Annotated in this window: 15 protein-coding genes and 5 pseudogenes; 10 read left to right on the forward strand and 10 right to left on the reverse strand. The window is 68.2% G+C overall.

All coding sequences use genetic code 11. The features are described 5' to 3' along the window. Positions 1–25: 25 nt before the first annotated feature. The 3 genes and pseudogenes from DL544_RS20040 to DL544_RS20050 all read left to right on the forward strand — a co-directional run bounded on the left by DL544_RS20040 (position 26) and on the right by DL544_RS20050 (position 3,884). Positions 26–802: a DeoR family transcriptional regulator gene (locus tag DL544_RS20040; protein WP_005420109.1), complete on the forward strand. Its 777-nt coding sequence runs from the start codon at positions 26–28 to the stop codon at positions 800–802. Continuing rightward, positions 799–1,914 carry an N-acetylglucosamine-6-phosphate deacetylase gene (locus tag DL544_RS20045; RefSeq protein ID WP_139727942.1) on the forward strand — a complete coding sequence of 372 codons (1,116 nt, stop codon included), beginning with the start codon at positions 799–801 and terminating at the stop codon, positions 1,912–1,914. Before DL544_RS20040 ends, DL544_RS20045 begins: the two co-directional genes overlap by 4 nt. Positions 1,915–2,106: 192 nt before the next feature. Continuing rightward, a pseudogene (locus DL544_RS20050) lies at positions 2,107–3,884 on the forward strand (MFS transporter). A gap of 52 nt (positions 3,885–3,936) precedes the next feature. On the opposite strand, the gene DL544_RS20055 reads toward DL544_RS20050, so the two are convergent. The 6 genes and pseudogenes from DL544_RS20055 to DL544_RS20080 all read right to left on the reverse strand — a co-directional run bounded on the left by DL544_RS20055 (position 3,937) and on the right by DL544_RS20080 (position 9,108). Next, on the reverse strand, positions 3,937–4,365 hold the full coding sequence (locus DL544_RS20055) for a SecDF P1 head subdomain-containing protein (protein ID WP_050562723.1): 429 nt from the start codon (positions 4,363–4,365) through the stop codon (positions 3,937–3,939). Between the two features lie 38 nt (positions 4,366–4,403). Beyond that, complete coding sequence (locus tag DL544_RS20060; protein WP_049400854.1) at positions 4,404–4,955, reverse strand: HdeD family acid-resistance protein; 552 nt, start codon at positions 4,953–4,955, stop codon at positions 4,404–4,406. Between the two features lie 58 nt (positions 4,956–5,013). Then, positions 5,014–5,703 (reverse strand): ComF family protein, encoded by a 690-nt coding sequence (locus tag DL544_RS20065; RefSeq protein WP_139727944.1) that lies wholly within the window; start codon positions 5,701–5,703, stop codon positions 5,014–5,016. A gap of 76 nt (positions 5,704–5,779) precedes the next feature. Continuing rightward, the gene (locus tag DL544_RS20070) at positions 5,780–6,961 is read right to left on the reverse strand and encodes an L-dopachrome tautomerase-related protein (RefSeq protein ID WP_139727946.1); all 1,182 of its coding nucleotides are present in this window, start codon (positions 6,959–6,961) and stop codon (positions 5,780–5,782) included. 145 nt (positions 6,962–7,106) lie between these two features. Beyond that, positions 7,107–8,431, reverse strand: a pseudogene (locus tag DL544_RS20075) (chloride channel protein). Between the two features lie 368 nt (positions 8,432–8,799). Beyond that, positions 8,800–9,108 carry a hypothetical protein gene (locus DL544_RS20080; RefSeq protein ID WP_065197293.1) on the reverse strand — a complete coding sequence of 103 codons (309 nt, stop codon included), beginning with the start codon at positions 9,106–9,108 and terminating at the stop codon, positions 8,800–8,802. Positions 9,109–9,267: 159 nt separating this feature from the next. On the opposite strand from DL544_RS20080, the gene bioB reads away from it, so the two are divergent. The 5 genes from bioB to bioC all read left to right on the forward strand — a co-directional run bounded on the left by bioB (position 9,268) and on the right by bioC (position 14,106). Beyond that, the gene (gene bioB, locus DL544_RS20085; protein ID WP_065197294.1) at positions 9,268–10,311 is read left to right on the forward strand and encodes a biotin synthase BioB; all 1,044 of its coding nucleotides are present in this window, start codon (positions 9,268–9,270) and stop codon (positions 10,309–10,311) included. A 67-nt stretch (positions 10,312–10,378) separates the two neighbouring features. After that, entirely contained in the window at positions 10,379–11,602 is a 1,224-nt protein-coding gene (gene bioF / locus DL544_RS20090) for an 8-amino-7-oxononanoate synthase (protein ID WP_139727947.1), read from the forward strand. 18 nt (positions 11,603–11,620) lie between these two features. After that, on the forward strand, positions 11,621–12,400 hold the full coding sequence (bioH, locus tag DL544_RS20095; RefSeq protein ID WP_053496815.1) for a pimeloyl-ACP methyl ester esterase BioH: 780 nt from the start codon (positions 11,621–11,623) through the stop codon (positions 12,398–12,400). Between the two features lie 29 nt (positions 12,401–12,429). Further along, the gene (locus DL544_RS20100; protein WP_005420130.1) at positions 12,430–13,209 is read left to right on the forward strand and encodes an SDR family oxidoreductase; all 780 of its coding nucleotides are present in this window, start codon (positions 12,430–12,432) and stop codon (positions 13,207–13,209) included. A 12-nt stretch (positions 13,210–13,221) separates the two neighbouring features. Next, positions 13,222–14,106 carry a malonyl-ACP O-methyltransferase BioC gene (gene bioC, locus DL544_RS20105; RefSeq protein ID WP_139727949.1) on the forward strand — a complete coding sequence of 295 codons (885 nt, stop codon included), beginning with the start codon at positions 13,222–13,224 and terminating at the stop codon, positions 14,104–14,106. A gap of 222 nt (positions 14,107–14,328) precedes the next feature. Here bioC and DL544_RS20110 read toward each other — a convergent pair whose 3' ends face one another. Both DL544_RS20110 and DL544_RS20115 read right to left on the reverse strand, forming a co-directional pair. Then, positions 14,329–14,961, reverse strand: a complete 633-nt coding sequence (locus DL544_RS20110; RefSeq protein WP_005420132.1) for a YdcF family protein — start codon at positions 14,959–14,961, stop codon at positions 14,329–14,331. A gap of 7 nt (positions 14,962–14,968) precedes the next feature. Continuing rightward, positions 14,969–15,919: pseudogene (locus DL544_RS20115) on the reverse strand (pyridoxal-phosphate dependent enzyme); the annotation flags it as partial. Between the two features lie 159 nt (positions 15,920–16,078). Here DL544_RS20115 and DL544_RS20120 point away from each other — a divergent pair. Both DL544_RS20120 and mnmG read left to right on the forward strand, forming a co-directional pair. Next, positions 16,079–16,569: pseudogene (locus DL544_RS20120) on the forward strand (hypothetical protein). Positions 16,570–17,111: 542 nt separating this feature from the next. Beyond that, positions 17,112–19,000, forward strand: a pseudogene (mnmG, locus tag DL544_RS20130) (tRNA uridine-5-carboxymethylaminomethyl(34) synthesis enzyme MnmG). Between the two features lie 133 nt (positions 19,001–19,133). Here mnmG and smeC read toward each other — a convergent pair. Together smeC and smeB are read right to left on the reverse strand one after the other, a co-directional pair. Further along, complete coding sequence (smeC, locus tag DL544_RS20135) at positions 19,134–20,549, reverse strand: multidrug efflux transporter outer membrane subunit SmeC (protein ID WP_139727951.1); 1,416 nt, start codon at positions 20,547–20,549, stop codon at positions 19,134–19,136. Next, on the reverse strand, positions 20,546–23,695 hold the full coding sequence (gene smeB, locus DL544_RS20140) for a multidrug efflux RND transporter permease subunit SmeB (protein ID WP_139727953.1): 3,150 nt from the start codon (positions 23,693–23,695) through the stop codon (positions 20,546–20,548). Before smeB ends, smeC begins: the two co-directional genes overlap by 4 nt. Positions 23,696–23,703: the final 8 nt, after the last annotated feature.

Here is a 23,703-nt window from a genome sequence, read left to right on the forward strand (position 1 = left end):
TTTCCCCGCGAAACCGAGAATGGCCATGCGCAACACCCGCTCCCGCCGGCAACAGATCCTGCAGCTGCTGATCGAGCACGGCTCGGTGCAGGTGGCCGATCTGGTCGAGCGTTTCGGCGTGTCGGCGGTGACCATCCGTGCCGACCTGACCCACTTCGAGTCGCAGGGCCTGGCCAACCGCACCCACGGCGGCGCCACCCTGGTGCGCACGCCGCCGCAGGAACAGGACATCCATGAGAAGGACGCGCTGAACCTGCCGTTGAAGGAATCGATCGGTGCGCGCGCTGCGCGCCTGGTGCAGCCGGGCGACAACATCATCATCGATTCCGGCTCGACCACGATGACGCTGGCTCGCCACCTGCGCGCGCATCGCGACGTGACGGTGATGACCAATGGCCTGAACATCGCCTGGGAACTGGCCAATGCCGCAGGCATCACCGTGCTGCTGACCGGTGGCCTGCTGCGCCAGCAGTCGCTGTCGCTGCAGGGCAGCCAGGCCGAGGCCAGCCTCAACTCGTACAGCTTCGACACCCTGTTCCTTGGCGTGGATGGCCTGGACCTGCAGTTCGGCCTGACCACCCACGACGAGGCCGAAGCCCGCCTCAACCACCGCATGGTCGAGCGCGCGCGCCGCATCGTGGTGCTGACCGACGCCTCCAAGTTCGGCCGTGTCAGCCTGCACCGCATCGCCCGCCTCGACCAGATCCACGCCATCATCACCGACGCCGGCATCGACGAGGCAACCCGCGAAGGGCTGCAGCGGCTGGGTATCGAAGTGATCATTGCCGAGCCTCCCGCATGACCGACATCCGTTCCCTGCATGGCCGCATCCTCACCCCGCTGGGCTGGCGGCGTGGCCAGGTCCACTTCGATTCACACGTGCGCCAGCTGCAGGTGGATGACCACAGTGGTGCTGACGACCTGCAGCTGCCGGTGATCCTGCCCGGCTTCATCGACCTGCATGTGCACGGCGCGGCCGGGGTGGATCTGATGCAGGGCGGCGACGTGGCGCGCACCATCGCGCGCACGCATCTGCGCTTCGGCACCACCACGCTGCTGGCAACCACCATGACCGCCGGCCTGGTTGAGATCGAGCACGCGCTGCAGGGCGTGGCTGCGACGATGGCGGCGCCCGATGCCGACGCCGCCCGCATCGTCGGCGTGCATCTGGAAGGACCGTTCATCAGCCCGCAGCGGCTCGGTGCACAGCCCAACCGTACGATCGAGGCGACGCTGGCGCTGGTGCAGCAACTGCACGCACTGGCGCCGATCCGGGTAATGACGCTGGCACCGGAAATCGGCGATCACACCGCACTGATTCCGGCGCTTTCGGCGATGGGCATCCGCGTGCAGCTCGGCCACAGCGCCGGCACCTACGAGGAAGGCGTAGCCGCGCTGCAGGCCGGCGCCTCCGGCTTCACCCATCTGTTCAATGGCATGACCGGTGTCGACCATTACCGACCCGGCATCGCCGCGGCGGCGCTGGCGCATGCACAGTACGCCGAGATCATTCCCGACCTGCAGCACATCCATCCCGGCGTGATCCGCCTGGCCGCGCGCGCGATCCCGCGCCTGTATGCGGTGACCGACGCGACGGCCGCCACCGGCATGCCCGACGGCGAGTACGCGCTGGGCGAGCAGCGCGTGCACAAGTGCGGCGGCTGCGTGCGCCTGGCGACCGGTTCACTGGCCGGCAGCGCGCTGACCATGGACCAGGCGCTGCGCAACCTGGTGCGCGTGGGCCTGGAGCTGGCCGATGCCTCGCAGCGCGTTTCCACCTTCCCGGCCGACTATCTGGGCCTGGGCGATCGCGGCCGCATCGCGCCCGACGCCCGTGCCGACCTGGTGGTGCTGGACGCCGAACTGCGCCTGCAGCAGGTGGTCATTGGTGGGCGCGTGATCGATCTGACCTGACGCAAGCGATGCGGCCCGGATGCCGCGCGGGCTCCCTGTAGAGCCGAGCCATGCTCGGCTCACCGCACGAAGCGCGGCATGGGGAACCTCGATATCGGAACGGAAAGCAGCCGAGCATGGCTCGGCTCTACAGAATGCACTCTGCGACGAACCGCCGCCTGGCCTGGCCCGGCGCTACCACAGGAACTGCCGATGACTGCAAGCACCGCTCCGCGCTGGCCCGTACGTTACCTGCTCTTCATCGGCGGCCTCGGTGGCCTGCTGTACGGCATCGACATCGGCATCATCGCCGGCGCCCTGCCCTATCTTGAAGCCACCGCCAGCCACGCCTGGCAGCTCAGCAGCCAGCAGCTTGGCTTCGTGGTGGCCGCGGTACTGCTGGGCAGCGTGCTGTCCTCGCTGTTCGCCGGCATGATCGCCGACCTGATCGGCCGCCGCGGCGCGATGCTGCTGGCCGGCCTGCTGTTCACCGCCTCGATTCCGATCATGGCGCTGGCCTCCGGTTACACGCCGCTGCTGCTGGGCCGCCTGCTGCAGGGCATCAGTGGCGGTTTGATCGGTGTAGTGATTCCGCTGTACCTGGCCGAAGTGCTCAGCCCGAGCGACGCGGGCGCGGCGCCGCGATGTTCCAGCTGCTGCTGACCGTTGGCCTGGTGCTGGCAGCCCTGATCGGCCTGTACCACGCCCACGCCGTGGATGCCGCCGCCGAAACCGTGCGCTCGCTGCCGCTGGCACAGCAGGCGCAGGAGCTGTTCACGGTGAAGGACCACGCCTGGCGCACCATCTTCTGGACCTGCCTGGCGCCGGGCCTGCTGTTCTGCGCGGGCATCTTCTGGCTGTCCGAATCGCCACGCTGGCTGGTACGCCGGGGCCGCATTGATGAAGCCCGCCGCAGCCTGCAGCGCGTACTGCCCGCTGCCGATGTGGAGCCCACCCTTGCGCAGATCCAGGCGCCGGAATCGAGCAGCAGCCACAGCAAGCGCGATCCACTGCTCAGCCGCCGCTACGTGGTGCCGTTCCTGCTCGCCTGCGTCGTGCTGGCCTGCACCCAGGCCACCGGCATCAACTCGGTACTGGCCTACGCGGTGAACATCCTCAATCAGGCCGGCCTGTCCGGTTCAGTGGCCAACGGCGCCGACGTGGCGATCAAGCTGCTGAATGCGGTGATGACCGTGGTCGCGTTGCTGCTGGTCGACCGCAAGGGCCGCAAGTTCCTGCTGATGCTCGGCAGCGGTGGTATCTGCGTGGCCCTGCTGGCCGCGGCCACGCTGTTCTTCCAGGCCGAGCGCGGTCGCGCTGATGTGCAGCCGCAGTTGCAGGCGGCGGTCAACGGCGATGGCCTGCAGCTGGTGCTGGATGAAGCCCAGTGGCAGCGCCTCGGTGCTGGCATCGACAGCGAGGGCCGGCCGCTGCAGCTGACCGTGTCGTACGCCTACGGCGACTTCACCAATGTGCGCGCCGTGCGCAGCGACAACCTGATTGATCGCGAACTGCGTATCGACCGCACCGGCACCGTACAGCCGGACAGCGTGATCGGCGCATTCTTCCGCAAGTTGCATCTGAACCCGTTCGCCGACCCCGCCAGTGCCGCGCAGGCGCCGCTGCGCGTCGAACAGGCCCGCATCGGCCCGGTGCCGCCACCGGCACACGGCTGGGCCGTGGCCGCCTGCATCCTGGTGTTCGTCGCGTTCTTCGCGGTCGGCCCCGGCGTGTGCGTGTGGCTGGCACTGTCGGAGCTGATGCCGAACCGCATCCGTTCCAATGGCATGAGCATCGCGCTGCTGATCAACCAGTTCGTGTCGACCACCATCGCCGCCATCTTCCTGCCCACGGTGGGCCACTACGGCTACGCCAGCATGTTCGTGTTCTGGGCGGCGTGCACCTTCGTGTTCTTCTTGGTAGCCGCGTTCTGGCTGCCGGAGACCAAGGGCAAGTCGCTGGAGGAGATCGAGGCACGGTTCGCCCGGTAGCGGTCGACCTTGGTCGACCTCCGCGCGTAACGCGGTGGTGTTGGCGCGCCCGTCACTGACCGGTGATGTGCTTCGCCAACGCCTGTGCCTCGGCAATGCTCGGCAGCCCGCTCAGCATCATCGATTCACCGAACGGGCCTTTCACCGTCGCCACCATCAGCACGCGGCCGTCCACGCTGAGCGCCGCGCGCTGGCCCACCAGTGCTGCCGTGCCATCGTGGATGCGCTGGTGCGCTTCGGGTCGATAGCGGATCTGCAGGCCAGGTTGCTTGTCCTGATCCAGCACGTAGCGCACATCGGCAATGTCGGCGCTGCCGGCGATCGGCGGCTCGCGCAGGGCCAGGGTTTCGCCCTGCCACTGCGCCTGCCTGCCCTTGCCGTCCGCATCGACCGCGCTCAGGCGTACATCCACACCCACGCGCGGTACGTGTCCCTCGACCGCCTGCACCGCGGGCGTGGCACCCGGCGTGCATCCGGCCATGGCCAGTGCCGCGCCCAGCAACAACGCAAGCACCGTTCTCACTTCAGCTTCCGCAGCTTGAACGCCACCAGCACCTGCAGCAGGCCGTACAGCAGGCTGCCAATGCCGATCCACAGCGTGGTCACCGCCACGCCCGCGTACGGGTTGGCCGCGAACAGCAGGCCCAGCACCACCGCCAGCACGCCGCTGAGAATCAGCAGCCACTCACCCTGGATCTGCTTGCGCACGCGGATCGCGAACACGATGCGATAGATGCCGGCCACCAGCAGCCACGCCGCCAGGAACAGCACCAGCACGCTGGCCGTGGCCAGCGGATTGATGACCGCCAGGATGCCGAAACCCAGCGAGGCGATGGCATACAGTGCCAGCCAGCCACGCGACGCGCCGCTGCCGCCGCTGACCAGTGCGAACAGGCTGATGACGCCTTCAACGATGGCCATCACGCCCAGCGTCCACGCCAATGCCATGGCGGCGGACAGCGGCCAGCCGATGGCGATGATGCCGAAGCCCAGCGCAACCAGCCCATACAGCAGCAGGATCCACCAGCTGCGACCCACCGCCGACAACAAGGGAGACAAGGGGGAATTCATGGCTACTCCTTCAGTCCAGTACCGGCCTCATCCTAGCCCCCGGCGATGAAGAGAGCGATCACGGCACGCGCGCGCAGACCCACACGCGCACTTCTTCTGCGCCTGCGCAGCGCAGTGTCTCGGCGATTTCCACCACCGTGCTGCCGGTAGTCATCACGTCGTCGACCACGGTCAGGCGCGTGGGCACCGGCCCATCGACATCGAACGCATCGAACAGGTTTTCCCTGCGTTGCTCGGCCGTTCGTTCGGACTGCGGTGCGGTATGCCGCCGCCGGTACAGCCCATGCCAGACCGGCAACGGCAGCAGCCGGCACAGCTCGGCGGCCTGGTTGTAGCCGCGTTGGCGCAGGCGGCGGCGGTGCAGGGGTACCGGCGCCAGTGGTGGGCATGACCAGGCGGGCGGTGCCCGCTGCATCAACTGCGCCAGCAGGCGGCCAGCCGCCAGGTCCTGATGGAACTTGTAGCGCACCAACAGTTGGTCCACTGGCGGCAGGTACAACAGGCTGGCATGGGTGGCCGTCTGCGGTGGCGCTTCCTCGCGGCAGCTGCCGCAGACGATCAGGGCGGCGTCCGGCAACGGCAGCGCGCAACGCAGGCAGGCGCGGCCGGCCCAGGGTAGTTCGGCGAGGCAGGCGCGGCATAGGTCAAGGCCATCATGGCCTGGGTCGTCACAGACCAGGCAGCGCAATGGCAGCAGCAGGCGAAGCACGGCCTGCAGGCTCCAGGCGGCGGGGGTAAAGGCAGGCATACGTTGCAGCGTGAGCACCTCGATGGCGCGATGCCATCGGCGGTGTTCCCAGTGGGCCGTAGGAACTTTCACCGCTCTACCGGATCACTTCATCTCGTGGGCGCCGACGCGGCATCCACCGCGTGCGGTACACCATGTACGGCGCCTGCCGCCGATCAACGCCGCCATTGAATCCGGCTTGGCGGTGCAGCTGGTTGGCGGTGAAGTACAGATAGCCGTCCGGCCCCATCGACAACGTATCCGGCCACAGGATGCGCGGGTCGTGAACCACGGTCGTCCATCGCCCCTGCGCGTCGCGGGCATGGATCGCGTTGTGCTCGTAGTCGCTGGCATACAACCGCCCGTTGGCGTCCATCTCCATGCCATCGGAGGCGCCCTTGTCGCCGTGGTCGACCACCGCGGCCGCCAGTTCCGCTTCACTCACCTTCGGATCGCGCAGCAGCGCGGTCGGCACGCTGTACAGATGACGGCTGGACAAGGGCGTGTAGAACAGCGTGGCGCCATCGGGCGACAGGGCGATGCCATCGGCGGCCACGGTGAACGGCTGCGTCGAACCATCCGCGTTGCGCAGCCGCATCTGCTGCCCTTCCACGATCGGCACGAAGGCGGGATCGGCCGAGGTTGATACGTGGCCGACCAGTCGCTTGGACGCGACGCCAGTAGCGAGGTCGATCACGATGATGCCGCCGATACCGCTCAGCGACGAGTCGGTCACGTAGGCCACGCCCTCGCGGCCGACCCGGAAGTCGAAGCGCACATCGTTGACGTAGGTGCGCGCGTCGATGACGTTGGCCGGGAACACCAGTGTCCTGGCCACGGTATTGGTAACCAGATCGATCGCCACCAGCTTGGCGCCACCGGCCTGCGGTGCGGAGAATCCGGGCGCTGCAGTGTCCAACACCCACAGCCGGCCTTGGCCATCGGCCACCACGCTCTGCACGCTGATGAAGTGTGCAGCCGGGTCGGCTCCGTCCGCGCTGTTGATGCGCGCATCCGGATAGGGAACGGCGCGGCCGTCGCGCCATTCGGCCACGCTGTAGCTCACGTCATCGCCCCAGCGCGGGAAGTTGACGAAGATGCGCCCGGTTTCTGATACCGCCACGCTGGTGGGCATGGCACCTTCGAAACGCGCCACCGGTTCGAGGGTGCCGATGCTGCGCTCGCTGGGCAGCATGGGCGCGCCGGACATCGCCAGCGCGGGGGAACTGGTCAGAGCCAGGAGGGCAGCCGCCAGGCTGCGGATACGGCAGTTGATCATGGTGCTCTCGATGCGGGTCCGGGTGCAGCCCCGGTGTCGATGCATCTTCTGCGTCGCGCGTGGCATCGGGTAGACGGTGCAGCGCGGAATCAGCTTCACTGCTGGAGTGAAGATTCGAGATGATTGGTCCTGCTGATCAAGGCAATCAGTGAGGCCTATCAGCTGGCTCTGTTTTCGGCGCCATCAGCAACTCCGCCAACCCGCGGTAGATCGGTACCCTGCACACCAGCCCGGACACGCCGCGCGCGATAAGCACCGTGGCCAGGATCGGCAACAACAGATCACCACTGTCGGTCAGCTCCAGCGAGATCACCGCCGAGGTCAGCGGGGCCTGGGTGACGCCGGTCAGGTAGGCACACATGCCCAGCAGCACGAACGCACGCGGGTCCACGCCCGGCATCAGTACGGCCAGATTGTGGCCAAGGCCGGCACCGACCGCCAGCGCCGGCGAGAACAGGCCGCCGGGGATGCCCGCCACGTAGGACGCCAGATTCGCCAGCAGCTTCATCAGACCGAACTCGTGGCCCACCATCGCCTGCCCCTGCACCAGGCTGCGCGCCTGTTCGTAGCCGGTGCCGAATGCGCCTTCTCCGAACGCCAGGGCCAGCAGCACCACCACCAGCCCGCAGCCTGCGGCCAGCAACACGGGATGCCGCTGCCGTAGTTGCCCGAGCCAACGGGGGCGGCCCGCCGCACTGGCCAACACCGCGCGCGCGAACAATCCGCCCAGCAATCCGGCCACTGCGCCGCACAGCAGGATCGCCAGCCAGCCCTGGCCGAGCGGCAGGCGCGCACTCACATGGCCGAAGTAGGTGTAGTTGCCGAGCAGGCCCAGCGAGACCACGCCACCGACGATCACTGCGGTCAGCAGGGTACCGGAGAAGCGATGCTCGAAGCGGCCGCTGAGCTCCTCGATAGCGAAGACGATGCCGGCCAGCGGTGTGTTGAACGCCGCCGCGATGCCGGCCGCGCCCCCGGCCAGCAGGAAGTGCGAGAGTTCGCGCGGGTCCTTGAAGCCGAACCAGCGGCCGAACAGGTACATCAGGCTCGCGCCCACATGCACGGTCGGGCCCTCGCGACCAACGGACGCGCCACCGAGCAGGGACAGCGAGGTCAGCAGCAGCTTGCCCGCCGAGACCGCGGGCGACAGGTTGGTCTTGCGGAAGGACTCGTCCGGCCTGTCCAGTGCGGCAATGACCTGCGGAATGCCACTGCCGCGGGTGGGTTTGAGCGCACCCGCGGTCAGCCAGGCCAGCAACGCGAAGATGCCGGGCGTGAGCAGCAGGGCCCACCACGGCGAGTGCGCGGTGATGCGCTGGAACAGATGGAAGGCCGCGTCGCTGGCCTTGGCAAACAGGATGGCCACCAGCGCTACGGCCACAGCCCCGCCCAGAGCGCGGCACGGCGGCGCCAGGCCTCGCTTAGGACCAGCGCGGTGATGCGGCCGCGAAGGCGATTGAGATCGGTCATGCAGGACAGTCTGGATGCGGCGGATGCGAGCGGACAGCGGCTACTGTGGCTGAAGGCCTTGCAGGATGCGGTGAAATGCCCCGATACGGGTCGTCCCGACTGCCTGCCCCGTGCGCACATCGCTGGACGCGCAGGCGCTCCCGCCACCGGCGCTTTCTCACCCCGCGCTTCCAGTACACCGCGCGCAACCCGTTCGCGCACACGCTGGGCGTAGAAGACATCGGTAATGCTGGGGCGGCGCTGCGGGTCCAGCGACATCGCGTTCCCCACGATGCAGGCGATGTTCGGAACTGTCCATCGCAGTGGAAACGCAGTTGCGCATCGATCCGGGCGATGCCTCCATCGGTCAGCGCGGCGGTGCTTTGCCGCTACTGGTCGGTGAGAGGGACATCGCTGTCAGGACCTTCGTCCGTATCACGCAGGCAACCGTTTATCGCCAACAAGCGAACCAAGACATAGTGACCGAATGCTTCAAGTTCCTCCTTCGGCAGCATCGCCGGATCGAGCTCCCCCGCCGCGTAGTCCTTGAAGGTCACGAAGGTGTGATTCTTCCACTGCCCCGGCGCATCGGCCTGACGCAGATCATCCAGCACCACGCGCAGGCCGCCGTCAGGAAGTGCGGCCAGGCTGCACAGCACCGCGTCGCGGCGGATCGGGTAGGGCTGGTAGCTGTCCATGGCACGTGCTCGCGAGTCCGTATGCGGCAATGAACTTACACCGTAGCGCGCATTTCTGGCAGTCGATTTCTGTAAACCGAATTAATTACCAATTAGTTGACAGCATTCACCAACCCACCCACACTGCCGCCCTCGCTCCACTCGTACCCAAGGTCCGCCATGGCTGCTGCCATCCGCCACGACTGGCAACACGACGAACTGCAGGCCCTGTTCGACCTGCCGTTGCCCGAGCTGCTGTTCCGCGCCGCGGCGGTCCACCGTGAGCACTTCGACCCGGCGCAGGTGCAGGTCTCCACGCTGCTGTCGGTGAAGACCGGAGGCTGCCCGGAAGACTGCGCGTACTGCCCTCAGGCGCAGCGCTACAGCACCGGGGTGAACGCTCAGAAGCTGATGGACACCGATGCGGTGCTGGCCAAGGCCCGCCAGGCCAAGGCCGCCGGTGCGTCGCGTTTCTGCATGGGTGCCGCGTGGCGATCACCGAAGGACCGCGACATCCCGAAGGTAGCGACGATGATTGCCGGGGTGAAGGCGCTGGGCCTGGAGACCTGCGCCACGCTGGGCATGCTCAGTGGCGAACAGGCACGCGCGCTGAAGGACGCCGGCCTGGACTACTACAACCACAACCTCGACACCGCACCGGACTACTACGATTCGATCATCCACACGCGCCAGTACCAGGACCGCCTGGACACGCTGGAGCACGTGCGCGAGGCCGGCCTGAAGACCTGCTGCGGCGGCATTGTCGGCATGGGCGAGACGCGCGCGCAGCGCGTCGGCCTGCTGCTGGCGCTGGCCACGCTGCCGGCGCATCCCGATTCGGTGCCGATCAACAGGCTGGTGCAGGTGGCGGGCACCCCGCTGCATGGCAGCGCGGAGCTGGACCCGTTCGAATTCGTGCGCATGATCGCGGTGGCACGCATCGCCATGCCGCGCTCGATGGTGCGGCTGTCGGCCGGGCGCGAAGCCATGAGTGACGAACTGCAGGCGCTGTGCTTCCTGGCCGGTGCCAATTCGATCTTCTACGGCGACAAGCTGCTGACCACCGGCAACCCGGAGAGTGAGCGCGACCTGGCCCTGTTCGCCCGGCTGGGACTGCAACCGATGGCGGTGCAGGTGGATGCCGAGGGCCACGATCACGGCGGTACAGTGCACGCCGACATCAGCGCCGATGCGCCCGGCTGCGGCTGCGCTCACGCGGCCTGAGACGGGGTACAAGCAGGCGTCGCGGCAACGCGCTACCCTAGCCGCCCCGTCGCCGCATTCAGCCGCCATGGCCCGCCCCGACCTGACCGCCCGCCTCCACGCCCAGCGCGCCCTGCGCGATGCCCAAGGCCGTCGCCGCGCGCGGCGCACGGTCAACCGTCGTGATGGCGTCCGCCTGGAAGTGGACGGCCAGTGGCTGACCGGCTTCTGCAGCAATGATTATCTGGGCCTGGCCCAGCAGTTCAGCGTGGTCAACGCGCTGCAGGATGCCGCTGCACGCGAAGGCGCCGGCGCCGGTGCATCGCATCTGGTCTGCGGCCACCACGCCCTGCATGACGCGCTGGAGCGCGAAGTGGCGGAGTGGCTGGGCTACCCGCGCGCGCTGCTGTTCGGTAGTGGCTTCGCCGCCAACCTGGCCGTGCAGCAGGCACTGCTGAGCGAAGAGAGTGATGTCTGCGTGCAGGACAAGCTCAACCACGCCAGCCTCTTGGATGCGACGCGGCTGGCCGGTGCGCGCCTGCGCCGTTATCCGCACCTTGATGCCGAAGGCGCGATGCGCCAGCTCAAGCACGCGCCCGACGGCGCGGCGATGCTGGCCACCGATGGTGTCTTCAGCATGGATGGCGACATCGCACCGCTGCGTGCATTGTCGCTTGTGGCACGCCTGCAGCAGGCGCTGTTCTATGTGGACGATGCGCACGGCGTAGGCGTGGTCGGTGACGGCCGTGGTGCCGTGGCCGACGCCGGGCTGGGCGTGGACGATGTGCCGCTTCAGCTGGTCACGCTGGGCAAGGCACTGGGCGGTTCCGGCGCGCTGGTGCTGGGCCGCGACGATCTGGTCGAGCACCTGGCTGAAACCGCACGCCCCTACATCTACACCACGGCGATGCCGCCACCGCTGGCCGCCGCTGCACTGGAAGCGGTGCGCCTGGCACGCCGTGACAACTGGCGCCGCTCGAAACTGACCGACCTGATCGCGCTGTTCCGCAGCGAGGCACGCCGCCATGGCCTGGACCTGATGGCTTCGGAAACGCCGATCCAACCGCTGCTGTGTGGTGACGATCACCGCGCCGTGGCGATGTCCAAGGCACTGGAGCAGGCTGGTTGGCTGGTCGGCGCGATCCGTCCGCCCACGGTGCCCGAAGGCAAGGCGCGCCTGCGTGTGACCCTGTCCGCCCTGCACACGCCGGAACAGGTGCGTGGCCTGGTGGACGCGATCGCCAGCGCGCGCGATCGCGTGGATCTGGCGGTGCGTGACGCCGCGCCACCGCCATTGCCTGTCTTTGCCTGAGCCCGCTGTCGTTTTCCCATGCATATCGACGTCACCGGCCAGGGGCCGGACCTGGTACTGATCCATGGCTGGGCCCTGCAGGGCGGTGTGTTCGCACCCTTGGTGCAGCGCCTGGCCGACCGGTTCACCCTGCATCTGGTTGATCTGCCGGGCCATGGCCACAGCCGCGAAGACACCACGCCGTTGCGCCTGCCGTTCGTGGTGAACGCCATTGCCGCGGCCACGCCGCCGGCGGTGTGGTGCGGCTGGTCACTGGGCGGCCTGTTCGCACTGCACGCCGCCGCAACGCTTCCGAAAGTGCGCGGGCTGGCGATGATCGCGGCCACGCCGCGCTTCGTGCGCGGCGACGACTGGCCGCATGCGGTGGAGCCGGCGGTCTTCGAGCAGTTCGGGCGCGAGCTGGCGACCGATTTCGGTGGCACCCTGGAACGCTTCCTGGCGCTGGATGTGATGGGCTCGGCGCACGCCCGCGAGGAGCTGCGCACGCTGCGCCAACGCCTGGTTGAGCGCGGCGCGCCCACCGAACGGGCCCTGCTGGAAGGCCTGCGCCTGCTGGAAAGCACCGACCTGCGCGGCGCATTGCCAACACTGGGCAAACCCAGCCTGTGGATCGCCGGCCAGCGCGACCGGCTGGTGTCTCCGGCGGCGATGCAGGCCGCTGCGGCATTGGCCCCGGGTGCGCAGGCGCTGACCATCGCCCATGGCGGCCACGCGCCCTTCCTCGGCCATGCCGACGAGGTGGCCAGCGCCCTGCAACACTTCGTTGCCGGCCTGTCACCGGCCGATGGCGGACAATGAGCGCCTTCCTCATTCCACGGGATTGACGCATGGATCTGGGTATCAACGGCCGCTGGGCACTGGTCTGCGGCGCAAGCAAGGGCTTGGGCCTGGGCTGCGCGCGTGCGCTGGTGCGCGAGGGCGTCAACGTGGTGATCGTGGCCCGTGGCGAGGCTGCACTGCAGGTCGCTGCCGAAGAGCTGCGTGCACTGCCCGGTGCCGCTGAGGTGCGCGCGGTCGCCGCCGACGTCACCACCGACGCCGGTCGTGCCGCGGCGCTGGCCGCGTGCCCGCAGGTGGACATCCTGGTCACCAATGCCGGTGGCCCGCCGCCAGGCGACTTCCGCACTTTCGAGCGCGACGACTGGATCGCCGCGCTCGACGCCAACATGCTGGCGCCGATCGCGCTGATCCGCGCCACCGTGGACGCGATGATTGCGCGTGGCTTCGGCCGCATCGTCAACATCACCTCGTCGGCGGTGAAAGCGCCGATCGACATCCTGGCGCTGTCCAACGGTGCACGCAGCGGCCTGACCGGTTTCGTCGCCGGCCTGTCGCGCCGCACCGTCGCGCACAACGTCACGATCAACAACCTGCTGCCCGGCCAGTTCGACACCGACCGCCTGCGCGCCAACTTCGCCCACACTGCGGGCAAGGACGGCGATGCCGGCGAAGTGGCCGAACGCCGCCGCCAGCAGATTCCCGCCGGCCGCTTCGGCACGGCGGACGAGTTCGGCGCCGCCTGCGCCTTCCTGTGCAGCGCACACACCGGTTACCTCACCGGGCAGAACCTGCTGATCGACGGCGGCGCCTACCCCGGTACGTTCTAAGAGACTTTCGCAATGCCGTCCCACTTCGATGCCCGCCATGTCCGCCGCGCATTCGCGCGTGCCGCCACCAGTTACGACGCTGCCGCCGCCCTGCAGCGCGAGGTGCAGTCGCGGCTGATCGAATCGTTGGACTACCTGGAGGCACGCAAGCCCGAGGTGGTGCTGGACATCGGCGCGGGTACCGGCCACGCCAGCGCGTTGATGAAGAAGCGTTGGCCGAAGGCGCAGGTGATCGCGCTGGATGTGGCACTGCCGATGCTGGACCAGGCCAAGCGCCAGGCCGGCTGGTGGAAGCCGTTCCAGCGCCTGTGCGGCGACGCCGCCGCGCTGCCGCTGGCCGACAACAGCGTGGACGTGATCTTCAGCAACCTGTGCCTGCAGTGGGTGGACGACCTGCCGGCGGTGTTCGCAGGCTTCCGTCGCGTGCTCAAGCCCGGTGGCCTGCTGCTGTGTTCCACCTTCGGCCCGGAAACCCTGATCGAACTCAACGAGGCCTTCGCGGCCGCCGATGACCGCCCGCACGTGAGCCGCTTCGCGCAGATCGCCCAGTTCGGCGATGCGCTGATGATGGCCGGCTTCCGCGACCCGGTGCTGGACCGCGATCTGTTCACCCTGACCTACGACGACCTGCCCTCGTTGATGCGCGAGCTGCGCGCGATGGGCGCGACCAATGCACGGGTGGATCGCCGCCACACGCTGACCGGGCGTGGCCGTTTCGCTGCGGCGGCAGCGGCGTATGAACCGATGCGGCGCGCCGACGGCAAGCTGCCCAGCAGCTGGGAAGTGATCTATGCCCATGCCTGGGCACCGGACCCGGGCGCACCGATCCGCGAAGGCGGGCGTGACGTGGCCTCAGTGCCGGTTTCGGCGATTCCGATCCGGCGCAAGCAGACCTGATCGTCTGATAGTGCCGGCCGCTGGTCGGCAACCTCACGATTCCATGGTGGGCATCTACCGGCCAGCGGCCGGCACTACCAGATGCGACGCCATACGCGAATCGCTCTGGTGGGTGCCGACCTTGGTCGGCACAGTGCCGGCAACCTCACGATTCCATGGTGGGCGTCTGCCGGCCAGCGGCCGGCACTACCGCATGGCACCCGCCCAAATCAGGTTTCCGCCTCAGGTGTTGGCCGGCGAACTCAGCGGCGGCCGCACCAGGTCGCGGTGGAAGAAGTAGATTTCCTGCACCAGGAAACGCCAGCTGGTGTGGAAGCTGCGGAAGCGCGTGCTGGGCGTGGACGAGGCCAGTGCATCGATGCCCAGCGCCTTGCTCAGGCGCAGCGCGCGCGCCATGTGCAGCGGGTCGCTGACGATGATCACCCGGTGCAGGTTGCGCTGGTCCATCAGCCGCTTGGCTTCCACCAGGTTCTGCACGGTGTTGCGCGAGGCGGTCTCGATCAGGATCGCATCGTCCGGCACGCCGTGCTTGAGCGCATAGCGCCGCGCCACTTGTGACTCGGAAAAGCGCGCGCCGGTTCCACCATAGCCGCCGGTGAAGATCAGCAGTGGCGCGAACTGGGCCTCATAGAGATCCAGCCCGTGACGGATGCGTTCTTCGAATACCGGCGACGGCTTGGCGTCATAGGCCGCCGCACCGAGCACGATGATGGCGTCGGCCTTGGCCGCCTGGTCACGCTCGCCGACCCAGACGATCCAGGCAGTGACGCCCAGCAGCCAGATCACCAGCAGGACAAACAACCGCCACAGCCAGCCCAGCAGGCCAGTGCGATGACGGTGCCGGTCGCGGCTCACGGCGCCCCCAGCGCAGTGCCGGCAGGTCGACGTTGCCGCCGGACAGCACCAGGCCCACGCGCAGGCCGGCAAAACGCTGCGGCTGCGCCAGCACCGCGGCGAGCACGGTCGCCGATGACGGCTCGACCACCTGCTTGAGGACCTCCCACAGCAAGCGCATCGCCGCCATCGTCGCCGCGTCATCGACCACGATCACCTCTGCGCTGGCCGCGCGCAGCAACTCGAAGTTGGACGCGCCGATCAGGGTGCGCAGGCCATCGCAGATCGTGTCCGGGGTGAACGCCGCCTGGCGCTCGCCAGCGGCCAACGAGCGCGCGGTGTCGTCAGCGCCGGCCGGCTCGGCCAGCACCAGCCGGGTCTGCGGGCTGGCCAGCTGCAGGGCCCGCGCGGTGCCGCTGGCCAGGCCACCGCCGCCCACCGGCACCACCAGCACGTCGAACGGGCCGTCGCTGTGCAGCAGCTCCAGTGCCGCGGTGCCCTGCCCGGCCATCACCGCCGGGTCCGCATAGGGATGGACCAAGGTCGCGCCGGTATCAGCCTGCACTTTGGCGCAGGTGGCCTCACGGTCGGCGATGGTTGGCGGGCAGCGCCAGAGCGTGGCGCCATGGCGGGCGATGTTGGCCAGCTTGGCCGCCACTGCACCTTCGGGCACCACCACGTGGCAGGGAATGCCACGGGTGCGCGCGGCCAGGGCCAGGGCGGCGCCGTGGTTGCCGGAGGAATGGGTGACCACGCCGGCGCCGGCGCGATCGGCATCCAGCGACCACACCGCATTGCAGGCGCCGCGGAACTTGAATGCGCCACCGCGCTGCAGATGCTCGGCCTTGAACGCCAGCTGCGCGCCGGCCAGCGCATCCAGCGTGCGCGAGCGCAGCACCGGGGTCACGCTGGCGTGCGGCGCGATCCGCGCAGCGGCAGCCAGGACATCATCGGCACGGGGCAACAGTGAATCGCTCATGACGCAAGATTAACGTATGGCTCCCTGCTGGCGACCCCGGCACAGGTCATGCCAGCATGGCAGCCTTCACCTCCATTCATCCTGGACAGTGAAGTTAAGGGCCGATTCAACGCCTGCGCATGAAGCTCACTGTACAACCCGTCCTCTGGGGGACCCACCATGAAAACGCGCCTGATGCTTGCCGGTGGCCTGATGCTGGCCCTGACCGGCTGCACCACCTACGACTATGTCGGCGGTGGCCGCAGCGGCAGCTACTACCACGGTGCGCCGTCGGTGGAGTACCGCTACCCCGCCGGCTATCCCTACAACTACGGCTACCCGTACTACGGCGGCTATGGCGGCTACTACGGCGGCTATGGCAATCCGTATTACTCGCGCCCGATCTACCGCCCGCCGCACAACCACCGCCCGCCACCGCGCCCACCCGGCAACGGCGGCGAGAACCGCCCGCCACCGCCGTCGCGGCCGTCGTACAACGGCGGTTCGCCGTGGCGGAACATGGACTCGATGCGCCGGCCGCCGCAATCGAACATCCAGCCCTCTGCGCCCCGCCGCCGGCGCGTCCGGCTCCGGCGCCGAGTGCGCCAAGAATGAACGGTTCCCCCTGGCGCAACATGGATCGTGGGACGCAGCGCACAGTTGAGCGCTGAACCGTCTTGCATTTCACACGGTCCAAGCCGCACTCTACGGGGCCAGTGACGGCCCGCGTCACAAAGTGACAAAAACGACACGGGCCGCCGCAAAAAGCTCTACGTCGATATCCGACAGGAACATCTGGATCCCCCCTGTTCCGGCCCTGTCGGATGTCGGCACCTCTGAAAGCAGACGGCCCCGCAGTGCGGGGCCGTTTGTTTTGCGGGGTCGTCAACCGGCGGCCGCAGCTTCCGTAGATCCACGCCATGCGTGGATGGCGGCCTCCCGATAGCGCCAAAAAACAGGGCCGGGCAGTCCCCCGACTGCCGGCCCCCTGCTCCCCCACCGTGCGCCTGTACCGGCCCCTGTTCCAATTCCGGTCACGGGCGCCTGCGGCGCCAGCCACGGTGGGTGCTATTGGGTTATCTGCAAAAATCCTGCCAACTTTAGGGCTGATTTCGACGGGAGCCGGCCGGCGCCGACGTCGCGGCCCCGAATGGCGCTAAAATCGCCACCCCGGTGCCGCCCCGGCCGCGCCCGCCCCCAGCTGAACAGCCCCATGAACCCGTCCTTCCATCGTTACGACGTCATCGTCATCGGCGGTGGCCACGCCGGCACCGAAGCCGCGCTGGCCGCGGCCCGTACCGGCGTGCGCACCCTGCTGCTGACCCACAACATCGAAACAGTGGGCGCGATGAGCTGCAACCCGGCCATCGGCGGCATCGGCAAGGGCCATCTGGTCAAGGAAATCGACGCCCTGGGCGGTGCGATGGCGCATGCCGCCGACCGCGCCGGCATCCAGTGGCGCACGCTCAACGCCTCCAAGGGCCCGGCCGTGCGCGCCACCCGCTGCCAGGCCGACCGCAACCTGTATCGCATGGCGATCCGCGCCATCGTCGAAGGCCAGGCCAACCTGACCGTGTTCCAGGCCGCGGTCGATGACCTGGTCATTGAAGGCGACGCCGTGCGCGGGGTCATGACCCAGACCGGCCTGCGCTTCGACGCCGGTGCCGTGGTGCTGACCGCCGGCACCTTCCTGGCCGGCAAGATCCATGTCGGCCCGACCCAGTACGCCGCCGGCCGCATGGGCGACCCGCCGGCCACCACGCTGGCGGCGCGCCTGCGCGAGCGTCCTTTCCAGGTGGACCGCCTGAAGACCGGCACGCCGCCGCGCATCGATGGCCGCTCGCTGGACTACAGCGTGATGGACGAGCAGCCGGGCGATTCGCCGCGGCCGGTGATGTCCTTCCTCGGCTCGGTGGACGAGCATCCGCAGCAGGTCAGCTGCTGGATCACCCACACCACCGAGCAGACCCACCAGATCATCCGCGACGCGCTGCACCGATCGCCGCTGTACAGCGGCCAGATCGAAGGCATCGGCCCGCGCTACTGCCCGTCCATCGAGGACAAGGTGGTGCGCTTCGCCGAAAAGGCCAGCCACCAGATCTTCGTCGAACCCGAAGGCTTGGGCATCGTCGAGATCTACCCCAACGGCATCTCGACCTCGCTGCCGTTCGACGTGCAGCTGGAGATGGTGCGCAGCATCCGCGGCTTCGAGAACGCGCACATCACCCGCCCCGGCTACGCCATCGAGTACGACTTCTTCGATCCGCGCGGGCTGAAGGCTTCGCTGGAGACCAAGCTGGTCAACGGCCTGTTCTTCGCCGGCCAGATCAACGGCACCACCGGCTATGAAGAAGCCGCCGCGCAGGGCCTGCTGGCCGGCCTCAACGCCGCACGCCAGGTGCGTGGGCTGGACGGTTGGTGCCCGCGCCGCGACGAGGCCTACCTGGGCGTGCTCGTGGATGACCTGATCACCCACGGCACCAACGAGCCGTACCGCATGTTCACCAGCCGCGCCGAGTACCGCCTGCAGCTGCGCGAGGACAATGCGGACCAGCGCCTGACCCCGACCGGCCGCGAGATGGGCCTGGTGGATGACCGTCGCTGGGGTGCGTTCGAGACCAAGCAGGCCGCTGTTGCTGCCGAGCGCGCACGCCTGGGCGCGCTGTGGGCGACCCGGCCAATGCGCTGGGCCGCGAAGTGCAGGACACGCTGGGCGTGGCGGTCAGCCGCGAGACCAACGTGCTGGACCTGATCAAGCGCCCCGAGCTGGATTACGCGCAGCTGATGCAGGTGCCATCGCTGGGGCCGGCCGTGGCCGACGCCAAGGTGGCCGAGCAGGTGGAGATCGGCGTGAAGTACGCCGGCTACCTGGACCGCCAGCGCGAGGAGATCGAGCGCCAGCAGCGGCATGAGGCCACGCCGATCGCCGAGGCGTTCGACTATGCGACCGTGCGCGGGCTGTCGGCCGAAGCACTGCAGAAACTGGAGCGGGTGCGCCCGCAGACCATCGGCCAGGCGCAGCGTATTCCGGGCATGACTCCGGCAGCGATCTCACTGCTGCTGGTGCACCTGGAGCGCGCGCGCCGCGGCCGCGTGGCGTAACGCGGGACCGTCCGCTTCTGGTGGGTGCCGGCCTCGGCCGGCACGAATCATCCGATAGCGATACTCCGTGCATGTGTGCCGACCAAGGTCGGCACCCACCGGAGCGGAAGACGCACCCACATTGGCGAACGCGCTAGCGTGCGTCGGCCCCGCCGCCCAGCACCTTGAACAACGTCACCCGGTTGCCCGCCTCCTGCTGCTGCAGCGCGATCAGGTCCTGCTGCGCGGCAAACAGGCTGCGCTGCGCATCCAGTGCCTGCAGATAGCCGTCCAGCCCGGTGCGGTAACGCGCATCGGCCAGCGTGTAGCTGCGCTGGTTGGCGGCCACCCGCGCGCGCTGTGCGTCCATCTGCACGGTCAAGTGATCGCGCGTGGCCAGCGCATCGGCTACTTCACTGAAGGCCTGCTGGATCGCCTTCTCGTACTGCCCGATGCCGATGTCCTTGCCGATCTTCGAGGCATCCAGCGATGCCTTCAGCGCGCCGGCGTGGAAGATCGGCGCGGTGATGCTGGGCGCGAACGACCAGCCACGGGTGCCGGCCGAGAACAGCGTCGACAACGCGGTGGAGCTGTGGCCGTAGTTGGCGGTCAATGTCAGCGTCGGGAAGAATGCAGCGCGCGCGGCACCGATATCGGCATTGGCCGCCTGTAGTGCGTGTTCGGCGGACAACACGTCCGGGCGCTGCAGCAGCACGCTGGACGGCAGGTTGGCCGGCAGCGGCGCCAGTGCCACGCTGCCATCCAGCGCCTGCGCGGTTGGCAGCAAGGCCGCATCCAGCGGCGCCCCTACCAGCAACTGCAATGCATCGCGATCCTGCGCCTGCTGCGTCTGCAGCTTGGCGAGCGCACCGCGCGCGGCTTCGACGCTGGTCTGTACCTGCGACAGGTCCAGGCCCGAGGCCAGGCCTTGGGCGTGGCGGGCCTCGGTGCGCTGCAGGGTCTGCTGCTGGCTGTCCAGGGTCTGCCGGGTGAACGCCAGTGACTGCTCGTCCGCTGCCAACGCCAGCCACGCCGTGGCCACTTCGGCCACCAGGCTGGTGCGCGCGGCGCGCTGGTTCTCGGCGCTGGCCAGCCAGTTCTGCAGGGCCTCGTTCTTCAGGCTGCGGATGCGTCCGAACAGATCCAGTTCCCAACTGCTGATACCCACCTGCACGGCATCGGATTCGGTTACCTGGGTGGCACCGGTCTCGCTGTTGGCATCACTTACCCGCGAGCGGGTGACACTGCCGCTGGCATCCACCGACGGCAGCAGCGCCGCGCGCTGGATGCGGTACTGCGCCCGCTCCTTCTCCACCTGCAGCACGGCCACGCGCAGGTCGCGGTTGTTCTGCAGCGCCAGCGCGATCACCTGCTGCAGGCGTGGCTCGAGGAAGACTTCGCGCCAGGCTGGCACCGCCAGTGCTGGCTCGGCCTCGGCCGTGGCGGCATTGCCGAATTGTGCCGGCACCGGCGCCTCGGGCCTCTGGTAATGCGGCGCCATGCTCACGCAGCCGCCCAGCACGGTGGTCATCGTTGCGACCGCAATGGCGCGCAGCAGCGTCGGCTTCATGGGCTTGCCTCCGGGGCAGTGGCTTCGGCAGGCGCGCGGCCCGGGAACAGGCGGCGCACGAGCAGGTAGAACAACGGCACGAAGAACATGCCCAGCACCATCGAGGCGACCGTGCCGCCGGCCACGCCGGTACCCAGCGAGCGGCGAGCGGCCGAGCCAGCGCCGGTGGCGAACACCAGCGGCAGCACACCCATCAGGAACGCCAGCGAGGTCATCACGATCGGCCGCAGGCGCAGATAGACGGCCTGCAGGATCGCCTCGCGGGTGCTCCTGCCCTGCTGTTCAAGGATGCGCGCGAACTCGACGATCAGGATGCCGTTCTTGGCCGCCAGGCCAATCGTGGTCAGCAGGCCGACCTGGAAGTACACGTCGTTGTTGAGGCCACGCAGGTTCATCATCAGCACCGCACCAAACACGCCCACCGGTACCGCCAGCATCACCGCGAACGGCACCGCCCAGCTTTCATACAGCGCGGCCAGGCACAGGAACACGAACAGCAGCGAGATGGCGTACAGCATCGGCGCCTGATTGCCCGACAGCTGTTCCTGGTAGGCCATGTCCGACCAGGCATGGCTGAAGCCTTCCGGCAGCGCGTCGGCCAGGCGCGCGATCTCGGCCATCGCCTCGCCGGAACTGACGCCCGGCGCGGGCTGGCCGGTGATCTCCATCGCCGACACGCCGTTGTAGCGTTGCAGCGCGGCCGGCGCGCTGGACCAGTGCGCGCTGACCAGCGACGACAGCGGCACCATCTGCCCAACCTGGTTGCGCACGCTCCAGCGCTCGATGTCCTGCGGCTGCATGCGCGCTTCGGCCGTGCCCTGGATGAACACCTTCTTGATGCGGCCCTTGTAGATGAAGTTGTTGACGAAGTCGCCGCCCAAGGCCGCATTCAAGGTGTCATTGATGTCCTGCGGATTCACGCCCATCGCCTGCGCCTTGGCGTCGTCCACCTTCACTGCATACACCGGCGCGTCTTCCAGGCTGGCGTAGCGCACGTTGACCAGCTTCGGATCCCTGGCGGCCTCCTTCAACAGCGTGTTGCGCGCGGCCACGGCAGCGGCATGGCCGGCGCCGCCTTCGTCCTGCAGTTCCAGGGTGAAACCGCCCGCGTCACCCAGGCCAAGGATGGCCGGTGGCGAGGTGATGAACACCTGCGCATCGGGCACGCTGGCCATGGCCGCGGTCAACCGCGCGGCAATGGTGTCGGCGTCATCCTTGCGGTCATCCCAGTCCTTCAGGCGGATGAAGGCCTGGCCGACGTTCTGGCCGCTGCCGGTGACACTGAAACCAGCGGTGGCCTGGATCGACAGCACGCCGTCGTCCTTCACCGCAGCGGCACTCAGGCGATCCATCACCGCGCGGGTCTGCTCCAGGGTGGCACCGGCCGGCAGCTTCACCAGCGCGTTGAGCATGCCCTGGTCCTCGTCGGGCAGGAACGCGCCGGGCAGGTGCCACAGCAGCAGGCCGGTGGCCACGCTCAGCGCCAGGTAGAACAGTACGCCCAGCGTGCGCCGGCCAAGGAAGCCATCCACCCGGCGACGCAGGCCGTTGGACGTGCGCTCGAAACGGTGGTTGAACCAGATGAAGCACTTGCCCAGCAGGCTCGGCTCGCCGCCGTGGTCGCCATGCGGATGGCCGCCCTTGGGAATCTGGTGCAGGATGCTGCCGCACAGCGCCGGGGTGATGGTCATCGCCACCAGCACCGACAGGACCATCGCGGCGGCAATCGTCACCGAGAACTGGCGATAGATCACGCCGGTGACACCGCTGAAGAACGCCATCGGCAGGAACACGGCGGTCAGCACCAGCACGATGCCCACCAGCGCGCCGGTGATCTGGCCCATCGCCTTCAACGTGGCCGCCTTCGGCGCCAGCCCTTCGAAGGTCATCACCCGCTCCACGTTCTCCACCACCACGATGGCATCGTCCACCAGCAAGCCGATGGCCAGCACCAGTGCGAACATGGTCAGCGTGTTGATCGAATAGCCAAATGCCGCCAGCACGCCGAAGGTGCCCAGCAGCACCACCGGCACCGCGATGGTCGGGATCAGGGTGGCGCGCCAGTTCTGCAGGAACAGGTACATCACCAGCACCACCAGGATGATCGCCTCGATCAGGGTGATCACCACTTCCTTCAGCGAGATGGTCACGAACGGCGTGGTGGTGAACGCCACGTGGTAGGTGTAGCCGTGCGGCCAGTACTTCTGCAACTGCTGCAGGCGGGTCTCGATGGCCTTGGACACGGCGATGGCATTGGCGCCGGCATTGAGCTCGATGCCCAGCGACGCCGACGGCTTGCCGTTGAAGGTGCTGATGCTGTCGTAGCTCTCCGGCCCCAGGCCGATCGTCGCCACGTCGCCCAGGTGCACTACGCTGCCGTTGGCATCGGCCTTCAGCACCACCCGCGCGAACTGTTCGGGCGTGTGCAGGCGGCTGCGCGCGGTGACCGTGGCGTCCAGCTGCTGGCCCTTCAGTGCCGGCTGGCCACCCAGCTCACCGGCCGAGACGTCGGTGTTCTGCGCCTGCAGTGCGGTCTCGATGTCCGACGGCATCAGCGCGTACTGGCGCATCTTCTCCGGGTCCAGCCAGATGCGCATGGCGTATTCCTGGCCGATCGGCTGGATGTTGCCGACACCACTGACGCGGCTGATCTGGTCGTCGATGCGCGCTTCCATGAAGTTGGCGACATCGAAGTTGTCCATGCTGCCGTCTTCGCTGGTGAACGACAGCACCTCGAAGATCGAACCACTGGACTTGGTGATGGTCAGGCCGTTCTGCTGCACCGCCTGCGGCAGCGTCGCCATCGCCGCCTGCAGCTGGTTCTGCACCTGCACCTGCGCGGTGTCCGGATTGGTGCCGGTGGCAAACACCAGGTTGACCTGCGCCGAGCCATCGGAGGCGCTGGTGGAGGTCATGTACATCAGGTGGTCCAGGCTCTGCTGGGACTGCTCGATGACCTGGGTGACCGCGTTTTCCACGGTCTGCGACGAGGCGCCGGTGTAGGTGGCGCGGATGGTGATGGTGGGTGGGGCGATCTGCGGGTAGCGGTCCACCGGCAGGATCAGGATCGCGAGCAGGCCGAGCAGGCTGACCGCGATGGCGATCACCCAGGCGAAGATCGGCCGGTCGATGAAGAAACGAACCATGCGCGGCA

The sequence above is a fragment of the Stenotrophomonas sp. pho genome (assembly GCF_006228405.1).
GTDB classification, from domain to species: Bacteria; Pseudomonadota; Gammaproteobacteria; order Xanthomonadales; family Xanthomonadaceae; genus Stenotrophomonas; species Stenotrophomonas sepilia.

What these genes read in the sequence shown, in the direction of transcription:
- bioF (WP_139727947.1), top strand. Translation starts at nt 10,379, where the DNA reads ATGGCCCGCCCCGACCTGACCGCCCGCCTCCACGCCCAGCGCGCCCTG.
- smeC (WP_139727951.1), bottom strand. Translation starts at nt 20,549, where the DNA reads ATGAAGCCGACGCTGCTGCGCGCCATTGCGGTCGCAACGATGACCACC.
- bioC (WP_139727949.1), top strand. Translation starts at nt 13,222, where the DNA reads ATGCCGTCCCACTTCGATGCCCGCCATGTCCGCCGCGCATTCGCGCGT.
- bioB (WP_065197294.1), top strand. Translation starts at nt 9,268, where the DNA reads ATGGCTGCTGCCATCCGCCACGACTGGCAACACGACGAACTGCAGGCC.
- DL544_RS20040 (WP_005420109.1), top strand. Translation starts at nt 26, where the DNA reads ATGCGCAACACCCGCTCCCGCCGGCAACAGATCCTGCAGCTGCTGATC.
- DL544_RS20055 (WP_050562723.1), bottom strand. Translation starts at nt 4,365, where the DNA reads ATGGCCGGATGCACGCCGGGTGCCACGCCCGCGGTGCAGGCGGTCGAG.
- DL544_RS20080 (WP_065197293.1), bottom strand. Translation starts at nt 9,108, where the DNA reads ATGGACAGCTACCAGCCCTACCCGATCCGCCGCGACGCGGTGCTGTGC.
- smeB (WP_139727953.1), bottom strand. Translation starts at nt 23,695, where the DNA reads ATGGTTCGTTTCTTCATCGACCGGCCGATCTTCGCCTGGGTGATCGCC.
- bioH (WP_053496815.1), top strand. Translation starts at nt 11,621, where the DNA reads ATGCATATCGACGTCACCGGCCAGGGGCCGGACCTGGTACTGATCCAT.
- DL544_RS20060 (WP_049400854.1), bottom strand. Translation starts at nt 4,955, where the DNA reads ATGAATTCCCCCTTGTCTCCCTTGTTGTCGGCGGTGGGTCGCAGCTGG.
- DL544_RS20045 (WP_139727942.1), top strand. Translation starts at nt 799, where the DNA reads ATGACCGACATCCGTTCCCTGCATGGCCGCATCCTCACCCCGCTGGGC.
- DL544_RS20100 (WP_005420130.1), top strand. Translation starts at nt 12,430, where the DNA reads ATGGATCTGGGTATCAACGGCCGCTGGGCACTGGTCTGCGGCGCAAGC.
- DL544_RS20065 (WP_139727944.1), bottom strand. Translation starts at nt 5,703, where the DNA reads ATGCCTGCCTTTACCCCCGCCGCCTGGAGCCTGCAGGCCGTGCTTCGC.
- DL544_RS20070 (WP_139727946.1), bottom strand. Translation starts at nt 6,961, where the DNA reads ATGATCAACTGCCGTATCCGCAGCCTGGCGGCTGCCCTCCTGGCTCTG.